We start from the raw sequence: 17,227 nt of genomic DNA, 5'->3' as shown, positions 1-17,227 counted from the left end.
TCGAAAGGAAGATGTCAATGCGCAATTTGGTTAAATATGTCGGTATTGGCCTGCTGGTGATGGGGCTTGCCGCCTGCGATAACAGCGATTCAAAAGCGCCAACCGTTGGGGCAGCAGCGGAGAGCAACACCAGCGGCCAGGCGATCAGCCTGCTGGATGGCAAACTGAGCTTCACCCTGCCTGCGGGCATGGCCGACCAGAGCGGCAAACTGGGTACTCAGGCGAACAACATGCACGTCTATTCTGACGCCACCGGCCAGAAAGCAGTCATCGTCATCGTCGGCGACAGCACCAATGAAGACCTGGCGGTGCTGGCGAAGCGCCTGGAAGATCAGCAGCGTAGCCGCGACCCGCAGCTGCAGGTGGTGAGCAATAAATCGCTGGAGATCAAAGGTCACACCCTGCAGCAGCTGGACAGCATCATCTCCGCCAAGGGGCAGACCGCCTGGTCTTCCGTGCTCCTCGGCAAAGTGGATGACAAACTGCTGACCCTGCAGGTCACCCTGCCGGCGGACAACCAGCAGCAGGCGCAGACCGAAGCGGAAAGCATCATCAGCACCCTCACCATCCAGTAATTACTGGCCTGGTGCGACGGCCTCCGGTTCGCTGACCGGGGGCCGTTTTTTTAACCGCCAGCCCAGCAGCAGCGCCGCCATCACCAGACCTGCCGCCGCCAGATATATCACCGGGATCCCGGTCCACGCCATCAGCAAGCCGGCCAGCGGCCCGGTGACGCCTAACGACAAATCCATAAACACGGTATAGGTGGCCAGCGCCGACCCCTGGTTATGCTGCGGCACCGCTTTCACCGCCACCACGCCCAGCGCCGGAAAGACCAGTGAGAACCCGGCCCCGGTAAGAAAGGTGCCGATTTTCGCCAGCAGCGGCGTATCGGCAAAGCCGACCAGCAGCAGGCCGATGATCTCCACGCTAAAGCAGAGCATCGCCACGTTCAGCCCCCCCAGCCGGTTAATGGCGTTGGGAAACAGCAGCCGCGCGCCAACGAACGCGCAGCTGAACAACGTCAGGGCGAAGGCCGCCCCGTCCCAGCCTTTGGCGTCATAAAACAGCGTGATAAAGGTGGCGATAACCCCGAAACCGGCGGAGGCCAGGGCCAGCGCCATGCCGTAGGGCCACACCCGCCCGAGCACCGCGCGAAACGACATTGCTTTGCCTTTCGCCGCCTTCACCGCTGCGCGGGGCAGCGCGCAGAGGATAGCCACCAGCGCAACCGCCATAATGACCCCGGCCAGGCCGCTGAGGCCAATTTGCGAATAGCACAGCACGCCGAGCGGGGCGCCCATCGCCATCGCCCCGTAGGTCACAATGCCGTTCCATGAGATCACCCGCCCGATATGCAGCGACCCAACAACGCCGACGCCCCACAGCGTCGAGCCGGTGCCGGCAAAGCTCTGGCCGATGCCGAGAATGACTCGTCCGAGGCATAGCAGCAGCAGGCTAACCAGCGGCCAGCCGCTGCTCCAGGCGGCCAGCAGATAGCTCAGACCGCTTAAAAAGCAGCCGCAGAGGCCGAAGACGACAATCTTTTTGGGCCCCAGCAGGTCAGCGTAGCGCCCGGCGTGCGGGCGGCTGAGCAGCGTGGCGAAATATTGCAGACTAATCACCAGGCCGGCCCAGAAAGCGCTAAAGCCCATTACATCATGCACATAGCCAGGAAGTACCGCCAGCGGCAAGCCGATGGTGAGGTAGCTGGCAAAGTTAAAAATAACCACGGAGACAATCCGCAGATTGAGGCGCAGTCCATTGAGCGCCGGTTCGGCGACGGATTCGGGCATCAGGTTCCACCAGATTTGTACTATACAGAGCCACTATTACCACGACTTCTGTTGAAAAGCAGCCTTCCGATGGCAATAACCTCAGCGGCGCCATCGCCGCGCTCATCAGCATAAATTGCCGCGACGATTATTCGACTTTCCTTAATGGAAGGATAAATACATATTAATAATTATCGCTATTGCCTGAGCAGGGTTAAATTACTTATACTTCCTCACGGCTCTGATAGCGCCTCATTGTTTATCATGATGTTAATATTTCTATAACATCATATTTCCCTCTCCGGCCTGTTTTAATACAGATGAACATATTGCCTGACAGAACAACCACAGCATATCAGCCTATATAAAAGTTTCTTACGTGGCATAAGTTAATGCCAGTAGCCAATATATTGACATGGAGTATTCATGAAAAAAATTATTCACTGGATGATTGCCGCTACGGTTGTCGGTGCGCTCGCCGGTTGCGCACGGACAGCCCCTATTGAACAGGTCAATGCGATAGTGAGCGCCGGCCATACGGAAGCGCAGGTCAAGGATGCCATTATCAAAGCAGGTGCTCAGCGCCAATGGATTATGTCTGACGCGGGCCCTGGCGTCATAAAAGGTAAATTGCAAAATCGCGACCATGTCGCGGATATTAAAATTAACTACTCCGCAACAAGTTATTCTATTGTCTATGTGAGTAGCATTAATCTCATGGCCGCCAACGGAAAAATTCATAGAAACTATAACCGCTGGGTACACAACCTCGATAAAGATATTCAGGTTACGCTGGCAGCAAACACCGCTCTGCAACAATAAATATACATACGGGTCACTACTGACCCGTTTCGCCGATTATTTGTAATAAGGTTGTACCGAACGTGTACCAAAAGGATTCTCTCAGCGCACTTGATGCCATTACTGAAGCGCAGCGTATTGCTTTTGCCCCCATGCTCTTTCAAACCGCATTATGTCTACGCAACTCAGGTATTCTGGGTTATCTGGACCAACAAGGTAAACGCGGTGCAACGTTTGCAGCCATCAGTGAAATTTTCGACGGAAAAGAATATGCCGTTAGCGTTTTGCTCGATATGGGATTAAGCGGTCGTATCCTGACCTATAAAGAGGAACGCTACCACCTCTCTAAAATAGGACATTTCTTACTTCATGATCCGATGACGCGAGTAAATATGGATTTTACTCAAGACGTTTGTTATCAAGGATTATTCTTTCTGGAAAATGCGCTCCAGGAGGGAAAGCCTTCAGGATTAAAAGTTTTTGGTGAGTGGCCAACGATTTACCCTGCCTTGTCACAGCTACCACCCGCGGCGCGCAAAAGCTGGTTTGCCTTCGACCATTACTATTCCGATGGCGCCTTCACTGCAGCGCTGCCCTATGTATTCGCCAGCCAGCCCGCAAGGCTGTACGATGTAGGCGGTAATACCGGGAAATGGGCGCTACGCTGTTGCCAGTACGATGAAAATATCGCGGTCACGTTATTAGATTTACCGCAACAAATTGCACTGGCACGGGAAAATATAGAAAATGCTGGCCTTGCCCATCGCATCGATTTTCATGCTGTGGATATGCTGAGTGACGCCCCCCTACCCGGAGAAGCGGATATCTGGTGGATGAGTCAGTTCCTGGACTGTTTCTCGCCAGAACAAATCATCACCATACTCAGTAACGTGGCACAGGTCATGAAACCTGGCGCCCGCCTGTACATTCTGGAATTGTTCTGGGATGCGCAGAAATTTGAAGCAGCATCATTTAGTCTGAATGCGTCTTCACTCTATTTTACCTGTATGGCCAACGGCAACAGCCGTTTCTACAGCGTAGAGAAGTTTTACCGCTATCTTGAAATGGCGGGGTTCGAAGTAGAACAGCGTCACGATAATTTAGGCGTTGGGCATACCTTGTTGATATGCCACAAGAATAATTGATTGATCGCGGATGCGAGTGGATGACATTTTCATTTAACATTGTTGATTGGCAGGCCTTCGCGCCTGGCGTCAGTGGCCCCGAGCAATGGCAACGGTGGTCACAGCATTTGCACGCCATCGATCCCGCCGCGGCGCCACCCAAACTCAGCGAATTGCCGATGATGACCGCACGCCGACTCAGCTCGGGAAGTAAGCTGGCTGTGGAATGCGGTCTGGCTATGCTCCGTCGCCATGAAATCGATGCCGTTCTTTATACCAGCCGTCACGGCGAACTGGAGCGCAACTATCGGATCCTCCATGCGCTGGCTATGGAGCAAGCGATCTCGCCGACCGATTTCGCCTTATCGGTGCATAATTCCGCCGTGGGTAATCTGACGATTGCTGCAAAAAAAGCGATTATGTCGTCATCCCTTTCTGCCGGACGCGATACGTTTCAGCAGGGATTATACGAAGTGATGGGCCTGCTACAGGCGGGTTATCAGCGCGTGTTGATGGTTGATTTCGACGGTTTTCTCCCTGAGTTTTACCACGCTCAGTTGCCGCCAGGTATCACCACCTGGCCCTATGCGGCAGCCTGGGTGATTGAGCCCGGTCGCCAGTGGCAATGCCACGCCCAGCCTCATGCAGCCGTTGCTGAAAGTCCATTACCGCAAAGTTTACTGTTCTTGCAGTACTATTTGCAGAATGCCCGCACGTTCACGCTTCCCGGCGATCGCGTGCAATGGCAATGGAGCCGCGCATGAAGCCGTTTTTCCACCGGCTTAATCGGCTCTGGCGCGCAGCGATGACCGGTTTCTGCTTCGCACTGTTTGGCATTGGCGGCCTGCTGCTCTCGCTCATCTGGTTTAATCTGCTGCTGGTTTTGGTACGTAATAAAACCCGCCGACGCCGTATCGCGCGGCGCAGCATTTCCGTTAGCTTTCGCGTATTCCTCAGCGTGGTGAAAAGCGTCGGCGTTCTCGATTACCGTATCGATGGCCGCGATATTTTGCGCGCGGAGCGCGGTTGCCTGGTGGTCGCCAATCACCCCAGCCTTATTGACTACGTAATGCTGGCCTCGGTGATGCCGGAGACCGACTGCATGGTAAAAAGCGCGCTGCTGAAAAATCCATTCGTCAGCGGCGTGATCCGCGCCGCCGATTATCTGATTAACGATCAGGCCGATGCCCTGCTGCCGGCAAGCCGGCAGCGTTTACAGCAAGGCGATACGATTTTGATTTTCCCTGAAGGCACGCGCACCGTGCCGGGGAAAAAAATGCAGCTACAGCGGGGGGCGGCTAATATCGCGGTACGCTGTGGCAGCGATTTACGCATTGTCGTCATCCGCTGTACCGAGCATATGCTGGGTAAACAAAGCAAATGGTACGACGCGCCGCCAACTAAGCCGCGGTTTACCGTCGAGGTTGGAGAACGGCTGCCAATACATCAGTTTTATGATGCCAATAAACAAGAACCGGCGCTGGCCGCAAGACAGTTGAACCGTCATATTTTGCTTAAATTAGAAACAGGCACTCTCCCTGAAACAGGAATGAATGATGCAAGCGCTCTATCTTGAAATTAAAAATCTGATCATCAGTACATTGAACCTGGACGAGCTGTCCGCTGATGATATCGACACCGACGCCGCGCTGTTTGGCGATGGTCTGGGTCTGGACTCAATTGATGCGCTGGAGCTGGGTCTGGCGGTAAAAAATCAGTACGGCGTGGTGCTGTCGGCTGAAAGTGAAGAGATGCGTCAGCATTTCTACTCTGTCGCCACGCTGGCGGCATTTATTCAAGCACAGCGCGCCTGAGGAGAGTGGTTATGAATGAACAACAAGCCATTTACGAAGAAATCTCCGCGCTGCTGGTGAACGTGTTTGAAATCGATCCGCAGGATATTACGCCTGAGGCCCGCCTGTACGAAGATCTCGAACTGGACAGTATTGACGCCATCGACATGATCGTCCATCTGCAAAAGAAAATTGGTAAGAAAATCAAGCCAGAAGAGTTCAAAACTGTCCGCACCGTGCAGGATGTGGTCGATGCGGTAGAACGCCTGTTCAAAGAAGAATAATTCACCGTGTCGGGCATTCGCTCACTGCCAGTTGTGCCATTGCTGACGGGCATATTGCTGCTGGCCTGGCCGTTTATAATCTGGTTCGGCCTCGCGCATAACAGCCTGCAAGGGTTGTTACCGCTCATGGCGCTGATGTTGTTTTTACGCTTTCGTCAGACCCGGCGACGGGCGGGAGCGCTGAGCGTGGTCACTCAGATTGTGGCGGTGGCCGGCATGACGCTATGTATTGCCAGCTACCTGCTGAAAACCCATCAGTTACTGCTATTTTACCCGGTGGTAGTGAACAGCGTGATGCTGGCGGTGTTTGGCGGTTCGCTATGGTCCAGGATGCCGATAATCGAGCGTCTGGCGCGACTGCGTGAACCGGATCTTCCGGAGCGGGCTGTACGCTATACCCGGCGCGTCACCCAAATCTGGTGCGCCTTTTTCATCATTAACGGTGGCATTGCGCTTTTTACCGCGCTGTATGGCGATCTGTCCCTGTGGACGGCGTGGAACGGCATGATTTCCTATCTGCTGATGGGCACGCTCATGGCCGGCGAGTGGCTGGTGCGCCAGCGGGTGATAAAACGAGATAAACCATGAAGCAGCCTCTCCCGTTGGACCAGTGGCTCAGCGCCGCGCGTTCGCCGGAAACGCCGATCGCCTGGCAGGACACGCACCTCTGGACGCTTGCACATCTGCGCCATGATGTCGCCCACCTGCTCACGCACTTGCGTCAGCAGCCAGCCATGCGCTGGGCGTTGTGCATTGAAAATAGCTACTTGTTTATCGTCGCTCTGCTGGCAACCCTGCATGCCGGCAAAACGCCGGTCCTTCCCGGCCACGGCCGTATTTCGCTGTTAAATGAGCAGAAGGCGCTGTTTGACGGCATTCTCAGCGATAAAGCGCTGGCATGGGATGGCGCGCTGGTGATTGTCGAGTCCACGATGGCGGTAACGAGCGGCCAGATGCATTTTCCCGCGCCAGGCAAAGAGGCTTGCATTGAGTTATTCACCTCCGGTTCCACCGGTCAACCGAAGCGAATTTGCAAACCGATCGGCTCGCTCGACCGCGAGGCGGCGCTGTTATCCGCCTGCTATGCCGGGCGTCTGGCAGGCTGTCGGGTGGTGGCATCCGTAGCGCCGCAGCATATGTATGGCCTGACGTTTCGACTGTTCTTGCCAATGGCGTTGGGTTTACCGCTTCACGCGGACATGCTGGAGTACACCGAGCAGTTAACGGCGTTAAGCCGGAAGCATCGCTATCTGTTTATTAGTAGTCCGGCCTTCCTTAAACGTCTCGACCACCGGCTTACCCCTCCGCCGATCGAAATGATCGTGTCCGCAGGCGGCAAGCTGCTTTGGCAGGATGCCGTGCAAACCGCCCGCTGGTGCAATACCTGGCCGGATGAAATATACGGCAGTACGGAAAGCGGCGTCATCGCCTGCCGCCAGCGCGTGCAGGATGAGGCGCCATGGCAACCGTTTCCTGGCATCCGCTTTCAGCCAGAAGGCGATGCGTTCCGCCTCTTTTCTCCGCTTATTACCGATAACCGCGGCCAGCTGCTCGAGGATATTTTGCATTTTCGCGAGAGTGGCCACTTCCATTTGGCAGGCCGTCGGGATCGCGTGGTCAAAATTGAAGAGAAGCGCATATCGCTGAGCGAAGTGGAGCAGCGCCTGCTGGAACTTGAAGGCATCATTGATGCCGCCGTGTTACCCATCACCCGCGGCAGCCGTCAGAGTATTGGCGTATTGCTGGTGCTGGATAACCATGCCCGCCAGCGCTGGGGAAAAAGCCAGGAGACTCATTGGCGAAAAGCACTGCGCCCTCTGCTGGAACCAGTCGCCATTCCCCGCTACTGGCGGGTTATCGACGAGATCCCCGTCAATAGTATGAACAAGCGTGTCTACGCGCAGTTACAGGAGTTATTTCATGCAGCCCCATGAAATTGAGCGCCGTCAGCCACAAGCCGATCGGGTTGAAATCATTTTATCGGTGGATCCGGCGTTATTCTGGTTTCGCGGCCACTTTGCCGTTCAGCCCTTGTTGCCAGGCGTCGCGCAGATTGACTGGGCGATGCATTACGCTACCACCTTGCTGGCGCCCGGCTGGCGCTTTCACGATATTCACAATGTGAAATTCCAGTCGCCGCTCCTGCCGGGGGCGATCGTGACGCTCACTCTTAGCTGGCAGGAGGCGCGTCAGCTCATCACCTTCAGCTATCAGCGCCACGATGGCGAAACACGACATACCGCCAGCAGCGGGAAGATTCGCTTATGTCGCTAACCTTCTCCCCCTGCGTGGTGATCCCGTGCTATAACCACGGCGCGATGATGTCGCGGGTGCTGGCGCGCCTGCAGCCGTTTGATCTTCCCTGTATCGTGGTGGACGACGGGAGCGACAGTCGCACACAGCTGGAGCTGGAGCGACTGGCGCTGGAAACCCCGGATCTGACGTTGATCCGCTTACCGCAGAACGCCGGAAAAGGCGCCGCGGTCATCTGCGGATTACAGGCCGCAGCGCAAGCCGGGTTCAGCCACGCGGTGCAGGTCGATGCCGATGGGCAGCACGCCATCGAAGATATTCCGCAGCTGCTGGCGCTGGCGCAGAAGCATCCCGAGGCGCTGATCTCCGGCCAGCCGGTTTACGACGACTCAATCCCGCGCTCGCGCCTGTACGGACGCTGGATCACCCACGTCTGGGTATGGATTGAAACGCTATCGCTGCAGCTAAAAGACAGCATGTGCGGCTTTCGCGTCTATCCGCTGGCGCCGACGCTGCAGCTGGCTAAGCGCGTGCCCCTCGGCAAGCGGATGGATTTTGATACCGAAGTGATGGTGCGCCTCTACTGGCAGGGGAACACCAGCTACTTTGTCCCGACCCGCGTGACCTATCCGCCGGACGGTTTGTCGCATTTCGATGCCCTCAGAGATAATTGCCGCATCTCGCTGATGCATACCCGACTGTTCCTCGGCATGTTGCCGCGGATCCCCTCGCTGCTGTTTCGCCGCGCTTCGCCGCACTGGGCGCGTCAGAAGGAGGTCAAAGGCTTATGGGGCATGCGCCTGATGCTGTTGGTGTGGCGGCTGTTGGGACGACACGCGTTTTCGCTGCTGCTCTACCCGGTGGTCGGCGTCTACTGGCTAACGGCCAGCACCGCGCGCCGCGCTTCACAAAACTGGCTTACCCGCGTGCGCGACCAGTTAGCCGCTCGTCAGCTGCCGGAGCCGGGCGAACTCAGTAGCTATCGTCACTTCCTGCGCTTTGGCAACGCGATGCTGGATAAAATCGCCAGCTGGCGCGGCGAACTGCAGTTTGGTCGCGATGTGGTGTTTGCCGCAGGTGCCGAAGAGACGCTCAATATCGACGATCCGCGCGGCAAACTACTGCTGGCCTCACATCTCGGCGATGTTGAAGCCTGCCGTGCGCTGGCGCAGCTGCAGGGCAGCAAGACCATCAACGCGCTGGTGTTCAGCGACAATGCCCAACGCTTTAAGCAGATTATGGCGGAGATGGCCCCGCAGGCCGGACTCAACCTGCTGCCGGTCACCGATATCGGCCCGGAGACCGCCATGCTGCTGCAGGAAAAACTGGATCGCGGAGAATGGATCGCCATTGTCGGCGATCGTATTGCGGTCAATCCGCAGCGCGGCGGCGAGTGGCGCGTCTGCTGGAGCCGTTTTATGGGGCAACCGGCCCCCTTCCCGCAGGGGCCCTTTATCCTCGCGGCTATTTTGCGCTGCCCGGTCAATTTGATGTTCGCTCTGCGTCAGCAGGGCAAGCTGCGCATTTACTGTGAGCCGTTCGCTGACCCGCTGCCGCTGCCGCGCGCCAATCGCCAGCAGGCACTGCAACATATCATCGATCGCTACGCCGAACGGCTGGAATATTACGCGCTGCAGTCGCCGCTCGACTGGTTTAACTTTTTCGATTTCTGGCGTTTGCCGGAGCCCAAAGATAAGGAGTAAAGGGTGCTTAACGATCCCCGTTTTACTGCTGAAGTAGAGCTAACCATTCCCTTTCACGACGTCGATATGATGGGCGTCGTCTGGCATGGCAACTATTTCCGCTACTTCGAAATTGCCCGCGAGGCGCTGCTTAACCAGTTCAACTACGGCTACCGGCAGATGAAAGCCTCCGGCTATCTGTGGCCGGTGGTGGATACCCGCGTGAAGTACCGGGACGTTATCACCTTCGAGCAGCGTATTCGCGTCCGCGCGCGTCTGGAAGAGTTCGAAAACCGCCTGCGCATTGGCTATGAAATTTTTGCCGCCGAGAGCGGCAAACGCACCACCACCGGCTACACCATCCAGGTCGCGGTGGACGAAAAAAGCGGCGAGATGTGTTTTGTCAGCCCGCAAGTTCTGTTTGAACGCATGGGGGTCACGCCATGAGATTGCTGCTGTTGGTGGGACTGTTCATCAGTCCGTTGGTCAGCGCGCTGACGCTCGATGACCTGCAAAAACAATTTAGCGAACAGCCGGTGGTGCGCGCCCACTTCGATCAAACCCGCACCATAAAGGATCTTCCGCAGCCGCTGCGATCCCAGGGGCGGATGTTGATCGCCCGCGACCAGGGCTTGCTGTGGGATCAAACCTCACCGTTCCCGATGCAACTGCTGCTGGATGACAAACGGATGGTGCAGGCGATTAACGGCCAGCCGCCGCAGACCGTCACCGCCGAAAACAACCCGCAGATGTTCCAGTTCAACCATCTGCTGCGCGCGCTGTTCCAGGCCGATCGTAACGTGCTGGAGGAGAACTTCCGCGTGGAATTCGCCGATAAAGGCGACGGGCGATGGACGCTGCGCCTGACGCCTGTCACCACGCCGCTGGATAAGATTTTCGCCAGCATCGATCTCGCCGGAAAAACCTACCTGGAGCATATTCAACTCAACGATAAACAAGGCGATCGCACCGATATCGCCCTTTCCCAACATCAACTGACGCCAGCGCAACTGACCGATGACGAACGCCAACGCTTTGCCGCCCAGTAAACGTCCTGCGCTGATCTGGGGCGTCGTCTGCCTGATACTGGCGGGCGCGCTGCTGGCGCTGTTGCCGCAGGCCCGGCTCAACAGCAGCGTGCTGGCGATGCTGCCCAAACAGACGCTCGGCGCGATCCCCCCCGCGCTGAACGACGGCTTTATGCAGCGTCTGGATCGTCAGCTGGTCTGGCTGGTCAGCCCCGGTAAACAGGCCGACCCGCAGGTGGCTCGCGACTGGCTGCGGTTGCTGCAAACCTCAGACGCGCTGGCCGAGGTCAAAGGCCCAATGGATGCCGCCAGTCAGCAGGCCTGGGGAACGTTTTTCTGGCAACATCGCAATGCGTTAATCGACCCCGCCACCCGCGCACGTCTGCAGGAGGGCGGCGAAGCGCAGGCCCAGTGGATCCTTTCGCAGCTCTATTCGGCGTTTTCCGGGGTCAGCGGTAAAGAGTTACAAAACGACCCGCTGATGCTGATGCGCGGCTCACAGCTGGCGATGGCGAATAGCGGCCAGCGGATGCAGCTGCAGGACGGGTGGCTGACCAGCAAAGACGCGCAAGGTAACGTCTGGTATCTGCTGCACGGCGAGCTGGCGGGTTCGTCGTTCGATATGCGACAGACGCACCGCCTGGTGACCACCCTCGCGCAGCTTGAAAAGGAATTAAAAGCGCGCCACCCGCAGGCGCAGCTGCTGTCGCGCGGCACCGTATTTTACAGTGATTACGCCAGCCAGCAGGCGAAGCGCGATATCTCCACTCTCGGCGCGGCCACCCTGTTCGGCGTCATCCTGTTGATCGTGGCCGTGTTCCGCTCGCTGCGTCCGCTGCTGTTATGCGCGATCTCTATCGCTATCGGCGCACTGGCCGGCACCGTTGCCACGCTGCTGCTGTTTGGCGAGCTGCATCTGATGACCCTGGTGATGAGCATGAGCATTATTGGCATTTCCGCAGATTACACGCTCTATTACCTGACAGAACGGATGGTCCATGGCGCAGCGGCTTCACCGTGGCAAAGCCTTGTTAAAGTACGGAAAGCGCTGCTGCTGGCGCTGCTTACCACCGTGGCGGCTTATTTAATCATGATGCTGGCCCCCTTCCCGGCCATTCGCCAGATGGCGCTATTTGCGGCCGTGGGGCTAAGCGCCTCATGCCTGACGGTGATTTTCTGGCAGCCATGGCTGTGCCATGGGCTCCCGGTGCGTCCCGTTCCAGCGATGGTGCTGATGTCGCGCTGGCTCGCGGCATGGCGGCGTAACAAAAAACTCGCCATCGGTCTGCCGGTGGTTCTGGCCATTTTCTCCCTGACGGGGCTCGCTCTCCTGCGGGTGGATGACGATATCTCACAGCTGCAGGCGCTGCCGCAGAATATCCTCTCACAGGAGCATGCCATCACCGCGCTCACTGGCCAAAGCGTCGATCAAAAGTGGTTCGTGGTTTACGGCGACACGGCGCAACAAACGCTGCAGCGGCTAGAAGCCTTTATGCCCGCACTGGCTAAAGCGCAAACCGACGGTATGCTTGGCGGGTATCGCGCCATTCCGCTCAATTCACTGGCCCGCCAGCAGCAGGATCTGGCCCTGCTGAAGCAGGCGGCGCCGGCCATCGGCCAGGCGCTGAATAACGCCGGACTCACCGCTGTTCACCCCGACCTGAGGCCGATGCCGGTGACAGTCGGCGACTGGCTTGCCAGTCCGGCCAGCGAAGGCTGGCGGCTGCTATGGCTGACGCTGCCGGATGGCGAAAGCGGCGTACTGGTGCCAGTGAGCGGGGTGAAAGATAGCGCGGCGCTGAAGGCGCTCAGCACAACCCAGACTGGCGTGGCGTGGGTCGATCGTAAAAGCGATTTCGACCAGCTTTTCGCGCTCTACCGTCATATTTTAACCGGGCTGCTCGGCGTTGCGCTGGCGGTGATTGCCTGCGGTGCCGCTATCCGCCTTGGCTGGCGCAAGGGCTTAATAAGCCTGGTGCCGTCGGTATTGTCGCTGGGATGCGGCCTGGGGGCGTTGGCGCTCACCGGCCACGCCGTTAACCTGTTCTCCTTACTGGCGCTGGTGCTGGTACTTGGGATTGGCATCAACTACACCCTGTTTTTCAGCAACCCGCGCGGCACACCGCTGACATCGCTGCTGGCGGTTACCCTGGCGATGATGACCACCTTATTAACGCTTGGCATGCTGGTGTTTAGCGCCACCCAGGCCATCAGCAGCTTTGGCACTGTCCTGGTCAGCGGTATTTTCACCGCTTTCCTGCTGTCGCCGCTGGCGATGCCGAGCAAAAAAGAGAAAAAAAGACGATGAGAAGACCATCATTCTGGCGCGCCTTCGCGCTCTTCGCCGCCTTATTGCTGGCCGGCTGCAGTCATTCGCCGCCGGAGCCGCAAGGCCGTCCGCAGGCGTGGCTGGAGCCGGGTACGCGCGTCACGTTACCGCCGCCGGGCATCTCGCCGGCCATCAGTTCCCAGCAGTTATTGACCGGCCGCTTCAACGGCCAAACCCAGTCGCTGCTGGTGCTGCTCAATGCCGATGATAAAAAGCTCACGCTGGCGGGCCTGTCGTCCGTCGGTATCCGCCTGTTCCTGGTGACCTATGATCAACAAGGGCTGCGCGCGGAACAGTCGATGGTGATCCCGCAACTGCCGCCCGCCAGCCAGGTGCTGGCCGATGTGATGCTCAGCCACTGGCCGCTTAGCGCATGGCTGCCGCAGCTGCCGAAAGGCTGGACGCTAACCGACCGCGGCGACAAACGCGAACTGCGTAACGCGCGCGGAAAACTGGTCACCGACATCACCTATATCAACCGCAAAGGCAAGCGCGTGCCGATTAGCATCGAGCAGCACGTCTTTAAATACCACATCACCATTCAATACCTGGGTGACTGAGATGATCTTCATTTCTGCTGTCGGCATGATTAACGCCCTGGGACGCGATAATGATGAAATCGCCGCCAATCTGGCCCGCGGTATAGCGCCCGGCATGCGCCCGCGTGAAGGGTGGTTACAGGGGCATCCGCAGGCGATTTTCGCGGGGGTGGACGGCGAACTACCCGCCATTCCCGATACCTTTCGCGACCATCGTTCGCGCAATAATCAGCTGCTGCTGGCGGCGCTGGCGCAGATCCAGCCGCAGGTGGATCGCGCCATCGCCCGCTATGGCCGGGCTCGGGTCGCCGTGGTGTTGGGCACCAGTACGTCAGGGCTGGATGAAGGCGACGTACACGTTAATTTGACGCTTAACGGCAAGGCGAGCGAGGCCTGGCGCTATCCACAGCAGGAGCTGGGCGACCCATCGCGTTTTCTCAGCCGCTGGCTGGCGCTGGATGGTCCGGCATATACCCTGTCAACCGCCTGCTCCTCCAGCGCGCGGGCAATAATCAGCGGACGGCGGCTCATTGAGGCGGGGCTGGCGGATGTGGCGATCGTCGGCGGCGCGGATACCCTTAGCCGGATGCCCATCAACGGCTTTCACAGCCTGGAGTCGCTCTCCACGACGCAGTGCCAGCCGTTTAGCCGCGACCGCAGCGGGATCACCATCGGCGAAGGGGCGGCGCTGATGCTGCTGACCCGCGAGCCGCAGCCCATCGCGCTGCTGGGTATCGGCGAATCCAGCGACGCCTGGCATATTTCCGCCCCGCATCCCCAAGGAGAAGGGGCGATGCGCGCCATTCAGCAGGCGCTGGACGACGCGGGCATCATGCCGGAGCAGGTGGGTTACATTAACCTGCACGGTACCGCTACGCGGCTTAACGACCAGATAGAAGCCCGGGTGATCAACGCGCTGTTTGGCGAAAGGGTGCCCTGTAGTTCCACCAAACATCTGACCGGACATACGCTGGGTGCGGCGGGGATCACCGAGGCCGCCATCGGCATGCTGATCCTGCAGCGCAATCTGTTGTTACCGGCACAGGATTTCAGTCAGTCTCCGCAGGATGACACGCTACCGCCGTGCGGGCTCATTGAACATCCGCAGCCGCTGTTGCGGCCAGTTATCCTGTCGAACTCTTTTGCCTTTGGCGGCAATAACACCAGCATCCTGCTCGGGAGAATGTCATGAGCCACTTTTTATCACCCGGCAGTTACCTGCCGCACGACGCGCCGATGCTGCTGCTGGAAGAGGTCGAGGCGGTGACTGCCGACACCGCCACCTGCCGCGTCGCGGTCTCACCCGGCAGCGTTCTGGCGCCATTTCTCGATACCAACGGCGATCTTCCCGGCTGGTTCGCCCTTGAATTAATGGCGCAGACCGTCGGCGTCTGGTCCGGCTGGCACCGCCAGCAGCAAGGACAAACATCGCTCGCTTTAGGCATGGTGCTGGGCGCGCGCGAACTGGTTTGCGCGGCCGGGAGCCTGCCGGGCGGAAAGACGCTGTCCATCAGCGTGAAGCTCTTGATGCAGGATGAACGTTTCGGCAGCTTCGAAGGCACCATTATGGTGGACGATGACGTCCTGGCCAGCGGGCGGGTCAACACCTTCCAGCCCACAACAGAAGAACTTAGCACTTTATTTCAACAAGGAGCGTCAGAATGAGTCGTTCAGTTTTGGTTACCGGCGCCAGCAAAGGCATCGGTCGCGCTATCGCCTGCCAGCTGGCAGCGGACGGTTTTGTGGTGGGCGTCCACTATCATCGCGACCGCGCGGGGGCGCAACAGACGCTGGAGGCGATAACCGCCGCCGGCGGCGACGGCCGGCTGCTGAGTTTTGACGTCGCCGATCGTCAGCAATGCCGCGAGGTACTGGAGCAGGATATGGCCGACCATGGCGCGTGGTATGGCATTGTCAGCAACGCCGGCATCGCCCGCGACGGCGCCTTCCCGGCGCTTGGCGATGACGACTGGGACGCCGTGATCCACACCAACCTCGACAGTTTTTATAACGTCATTCATCCCTGCATCATGCCGATGATTAGCGCGCGCCAGGGCGGACGTATCATCACCCTCTCCTCGGTTTCCGGCGTCATGGGCAACCGCGGCCAGGTCAACTATAGCGCCGCCAAGGCGGGCATTATCGGCGCCACCAAAGCGCTGGCGATAGAACTGGCAAAACGCAAAATCACCGTTAACTGTATTGCGCCGGGTCTTATCGACACCGGGATGATTGACATGGAAGAGCGCGCGCTGCAAGAGGCGATGACCATGATCCCGATGAAACGCATGGGTCAGGCCGACGAGGTGGCCGGGCTTGCCAGCTATTTAATGTCGGATATCGCGGGCTACGTCACCCGCCAGGTCATTTCCATCAACGGGGGGATGCTATGATACGCCGGGTGGTCATTACAGGGATGGGCGGGGTGACCGCGTTTGGCGAAAACTGGCAGGATGTCGCCACCAGGCTGCGGGAATATAAAAATGCGGTGCGTAAGATGCCTGAATGGCTGGCGTATGACGGACTGCATACGCTGCTGGGGGCGCCAATCGACGATTTCACCCTGCCGGAGCATTATACCCGCAAGCGTATCCGCGCGATGGGGCGGGTATCGCGGCTCTCCACCCGCGCCACTGAGCTCGCGCTGGAGCAGGCCGGGCTTATCGGCGACACCGTGCTGACCAACGGCCAAACCGGCATCGCTTACGGCTCGTCAACCGGTAGTACCGGTCCGGTGAGCGAGTTCGCCACCATGTTGACGGAGAAACATACCAACAATATCACCGGCACTACCTATGTGCAGATGATGCCGCATACCACCGCGGTGAATACCGGATTATTCTTCGGTCTGCGGGGGCGCGTGATCCCCACCTCCAGCGCCTGCACCTCCGGCAGCCAGGCGATTGGCTACGCCTGGGAAGCCATTCGCCATGGTTACCAAACGGTGATGGTGGCCGGCGGGGCCGAGGAGCTCTGCCCTTCGGAAGCCGCGGTATTCGATACCCTCTTCGCCACCAGCCAACGCAATGACGAACCGGCCCTCACCCCCTCTCCGTTCGATGAACAGCGAGATGGTCTGGTGATTGGCGAAGGCGCCGGCACGCTGATCCTTGAAGATCTCGAGCATGCCAAAGCGCGCGGCGCAACCATCTACGGTGAAATCGTCGGGTTCGCCACTAACTGCGATGCGGCCCATATTACCCAGCCGCAGCGCGAAACCATGCAGATCTGCATGGAACAATCGCTAAACATGGCGGGCTTAAGCCCCCGGGATATCGGCTATATTTCGGCCCACGGCACCGCCACCGATCGCGGCGATATCGCGGAAAGCCAGGCAACGGCGGCCGTTTACGGCGACAGCGTGCCGATCTCTTCGCTGAAAAGCTATTTCGGCCATACGCTTGGCGCTTGCGGGGCGTTAGAAGCGTGGATGAGCCTGCAGATGATGCGCGAAGGCTGGTTTGCGCCAACGCTGAATCTCCATAAACCGGACGCCAACTGTGGCGAACTGGATTACATCATGGGGGAAAAGCGCAAACTGGAGTGTGAATTCCTGCAGAGCAACAACTTCGCCTTCGGCGGCATTAACACCTCAATCATTATTCGACGCTGGCCTTGA

20 protein-coding genes are annotated in these 17,227 nt (G+C 58.4%); 19 read left to right on the top strand and 1 reads right to left on the bottom strand.

From position 1 onward, the window contains the following. Nucleotides 1-17 precede the first annotated feature (17 nt). A complete protein-coding gene (locus tag LGM20_RS01485) occupies nt 18-575 on the top strand; it encodes a DcrB family lipoprotein (RefSeq protein ID WP_023291237.1) in 558 nt (185 codons plus the stop codon). On the opposite strand, the gene LGM20_RS01480 is transcribed toward LGM20_RS01485, so the two are convergent. Further along, on the bottom strand, nt 576-1,796 hold the full coding sequence (locus LGM20_RS01480; RefSeq protein ID WP_032454259.1) for an MFS transporter: 1,221 nt from the start codon (nt 1,794-1,796) through the stop codon (nt 576-578). It lies immediately after the preceding gene. 405 nt (nt 1,797-2,201) lie between these two features. Here LGM20_RS01480 and LGM20_RS01475 point away from each other — a divergent pair, with 405 nt between their 5' ends. The 18 genes from LGM20_RS01475 to LGM20_RS01390 all read left to right on the top strand — a co-directional run bounded on the left by LGM20_RS01475 (nt 2,202) and on the right by LGM20_RS01390 (nt 17,227). Beyond that, entirely contained in the window at nt 2,202-2,597 is a 396-nt protein-coding gene (locus LGM20_RS01475; RefSeq protein ID WP_023291239.1) for an LptM family lipoprotein, read from the top strand. 62 nt (nt 2,598-2,659) lie between these two features. Continuing rightward, nucleotides 2,660-3,721 carry a methyltransferase gene (locus tag LGM20_RS01470; protein ID WP_032454260.1) on the top strand — a complete coding sequence of 354 codons (1,062 nt, stop codon included), beginning with the start codon at nt 2,660-2,662 and terminating at the stop codon, nt 3,719-3,721. Between the two features lie 20 nt (nt 3,722-3,741). After that, nucleotides 3,742-4,464, top strand: coding sequence for a beta-ketoacyl synthase chain length factor (locus LGM20_RS01465; RefSeq protein ID WP_023291241.1), 723 nt, complete (start codon nt 3,742-3,744; stop codon nt 4,462-4,464). Beyond that, complete coding sequence (locus tag LGM20_RS01460; RefSeq protein WP_171879206.1) at nt 4,443-5,276, top strand: lysophospholipid acyltransferase family protein; 834 nt, start codon at nt 4,443-4,445, stop codon at nt 5,274-5,276. Before LGM20_RS01465 ends, LGM20_RS01460 begins: the two co-directional genes overlap by 22 nt. Next, on the top strand, nt 5,257-5,514 hold the full coding sequence (locus LGM20_RS01455) for a phosphopantetheine-binding protein (protein ID WP_023291243.1): 258 nt from the start codon (nt 5,257-5,259) through the stop codon (nt 5,512-5,514). The genes LGM20_RS01460 and LGM20_RS01455 overlap by 20 nt, the downstream gene beginning before the upstream one ends. 11 nt (nt 5,515-5,525) lie before the next feature. Further along, nucleotides 5,526-5,777: an acyl carrier protein gene (locus tag LGM20_RS01450; protein ID WP_023291244.1), complete on the top strand. Its 252-nt coding sequence runs from the start codon at nt 5,526-5,528 to the stop codon at nt 5,775-5,777. A gap of 6 nt (nt 5,778-5,783) precedes the next feature. Then, nucleotides 5,784-6,365: a COG4648 family protein gene (locus LGM20_RS01445; RefSeq protein ID WP_032454262.1), complete on the top strand. Its 582-nt coding sequence runs from the start codon at nt 5,784-5,786 to the stop codon at nt 6,363-6,365. Further along, nucleotides 6,362-7,711, top strand: coding sequence for an AMP-binding protein (locus LGM20_RS01440; protein ID WP_044524981.1), 1,350 nt, complete (start codon nt 6,362-6,364; stop codon nt 7,709-7,711). The genes LGM20_RS01445 and LGM20_RS01440 overlap by 4 nt, the downstream gene beginning before the upstream one ends. After that, nucleotides 7,698-8,051 carry an ApeI family dehydratase gene (locus LGM20_RS01435; RefSeq protein WP_023291247.1) on the top strand — a complete coding sequence of 118 codons (354 nt, stop codon included), beginning with the start codon at nt 7,698-7,700 and terminating at the stop codon, nt 8,049-8,051. The genes LGM20_RS01440 and LGM20_RS01435 overlap by 14 nt, the downstream gene beginning before the upstream one ends. Then, entirely contained in the window at nt 8,042-9,733 is a 1,692-nt protein-coding gene (locus tag LGM20_RS01430) for a glycosyltransferase family 2 protein (RefSeq protein WP_044524982.1), read from the top strand. The genes LGM20_RS01435 and LGM20_RS01430 overlap by 10 nt, the downstream gene beginning before the upstream one ends. A 3-nt stretch (nt 9,734-9,736) precedes the next feature. Then, nucleotides 9,737-10,159 carry an acyl-CoA thioesterase gene (locus LGM20_RS01425; RefSeq protein WP_032454265.1) on the top strand — a complete coding sequence of 141 codons (423 nt, stop codon included), beginning with the start codon at nt 9,737-9,739 and terminating at the stop codon, nt 10,157-10,159. After that, nucleotides 10,156-10,761, top strand: a complete 606-nt coding sequence (locus LGM20_RS01420) for a LolA family protein (RefSeq protein ID WP_023291250.1) — start codon at nt 10,156-10,158, stop codon at nt 10,759-10,761. Before LGM20_RS01425 ends, LGM20_RS01420 begins: the two co-directional genes overlap by 4 nt. Then, complete coding sequence (locus LGM20_RS01415; RefSeq protein WP_044524983.1) at nt 10,730-13,048, top strand: MMPL family transporter; 2,319 nt, start codon at nt 10,730-10,732, stop codon at nt 13,046-13,048. Before LGM20_RS01420 ends, LGM20_RS01415 begins: the two co-directional genes overlap by 32 nt. Next, nucleotides 13,045-13,629 carry a DUF3261 domain-containing protein gene (locus tag LGM20_RS01410; protein ID WP_023291252.1) on the top strand — a complete coding sequence of 195 codons (585 nt, stop codon included), beginning with the start codon at nt 13,045-13,047 and terminating at the stop codon, nt 13,627-13,629. Before LGM20_RS01415 ends, LGM20_RS01410 begins: the two co-directional genes overlap by 4 nt. A gap of 1 nt (nt 13,630) precedes the next feature. Continuing rightward, nucleotides 13,631-14,800 carry a beta-ketoacyl-[acyl-carrier-protein] synthase family protein gene (locus LGM20_RS01405; RefSeq protein ID WP_044524984.1) on the top strand — a complete coding sequence of 390 codons (1,170 nt, stop codon included), beginning with the start codon at nt 13,631-13,633 and terminating at the stop codon, nt 14,798-14,800. Beyond that, nucleotides 14,797-15,273: a hotdog family protein gene (locus tag LGM20_RS01400; protein ID WP_032454951.1), complete on the top strand. Its 477-nt coding sequence runs from the start codon at nt 14,797-14,799 to the stop codon at nt 15,271-15,273. Before LGM20_RS01405 ends, LGM20_RS01400 begins: the two co-directional genes overlap by 4 nt. Continuing rightward, a complete protein-coding gene (locus tag LGM20_RS01395; protein ID WP_032454950.1) occupies nt 15,270-16,001 on the top strand; it encodes a 3-ketoacyl-ACP reductase FabG2 in 732 nt (243 codons plus the stop codon). The genes LGM20_RS01400 and LGM20_RS01395 overlap by 4 nt, the downstream gene beginning before the upstream one ends. Then, nucleotides 15,998-17,227 (top strand): beta-ketoacyl-ACP synthase, encoded by a 1,230-nt coding sequence (locus LGM20_RS01390; RefSeq protein WP_023291256.1) that lies wholly within the window; start codon nt 15,998-16,000, stop codon nt 17,225-17,227. Before LGM20_RS01395 ends, LGM20_RS01390 begins: the two co-directional genes overlap by 4 nt.

The sequence above is a fragment of the Klebsiella quasipneumoniae subsp. quasipneumoniae genome (assembly GCF_020525925.1).
GTDB classification, from domain to species: Bacteria; Pseudomonadota; Gammaproteobacteria; order Enterobacterales; family Enterobacteriaceae; genus Klebsiella; species Klebsiella quasipneumoniae.
The sequence above is the reverse complement of the archived record's forward strand: the minus strand, read 5'-3'. Positions and strand labels throughout refer to the sequence as shown.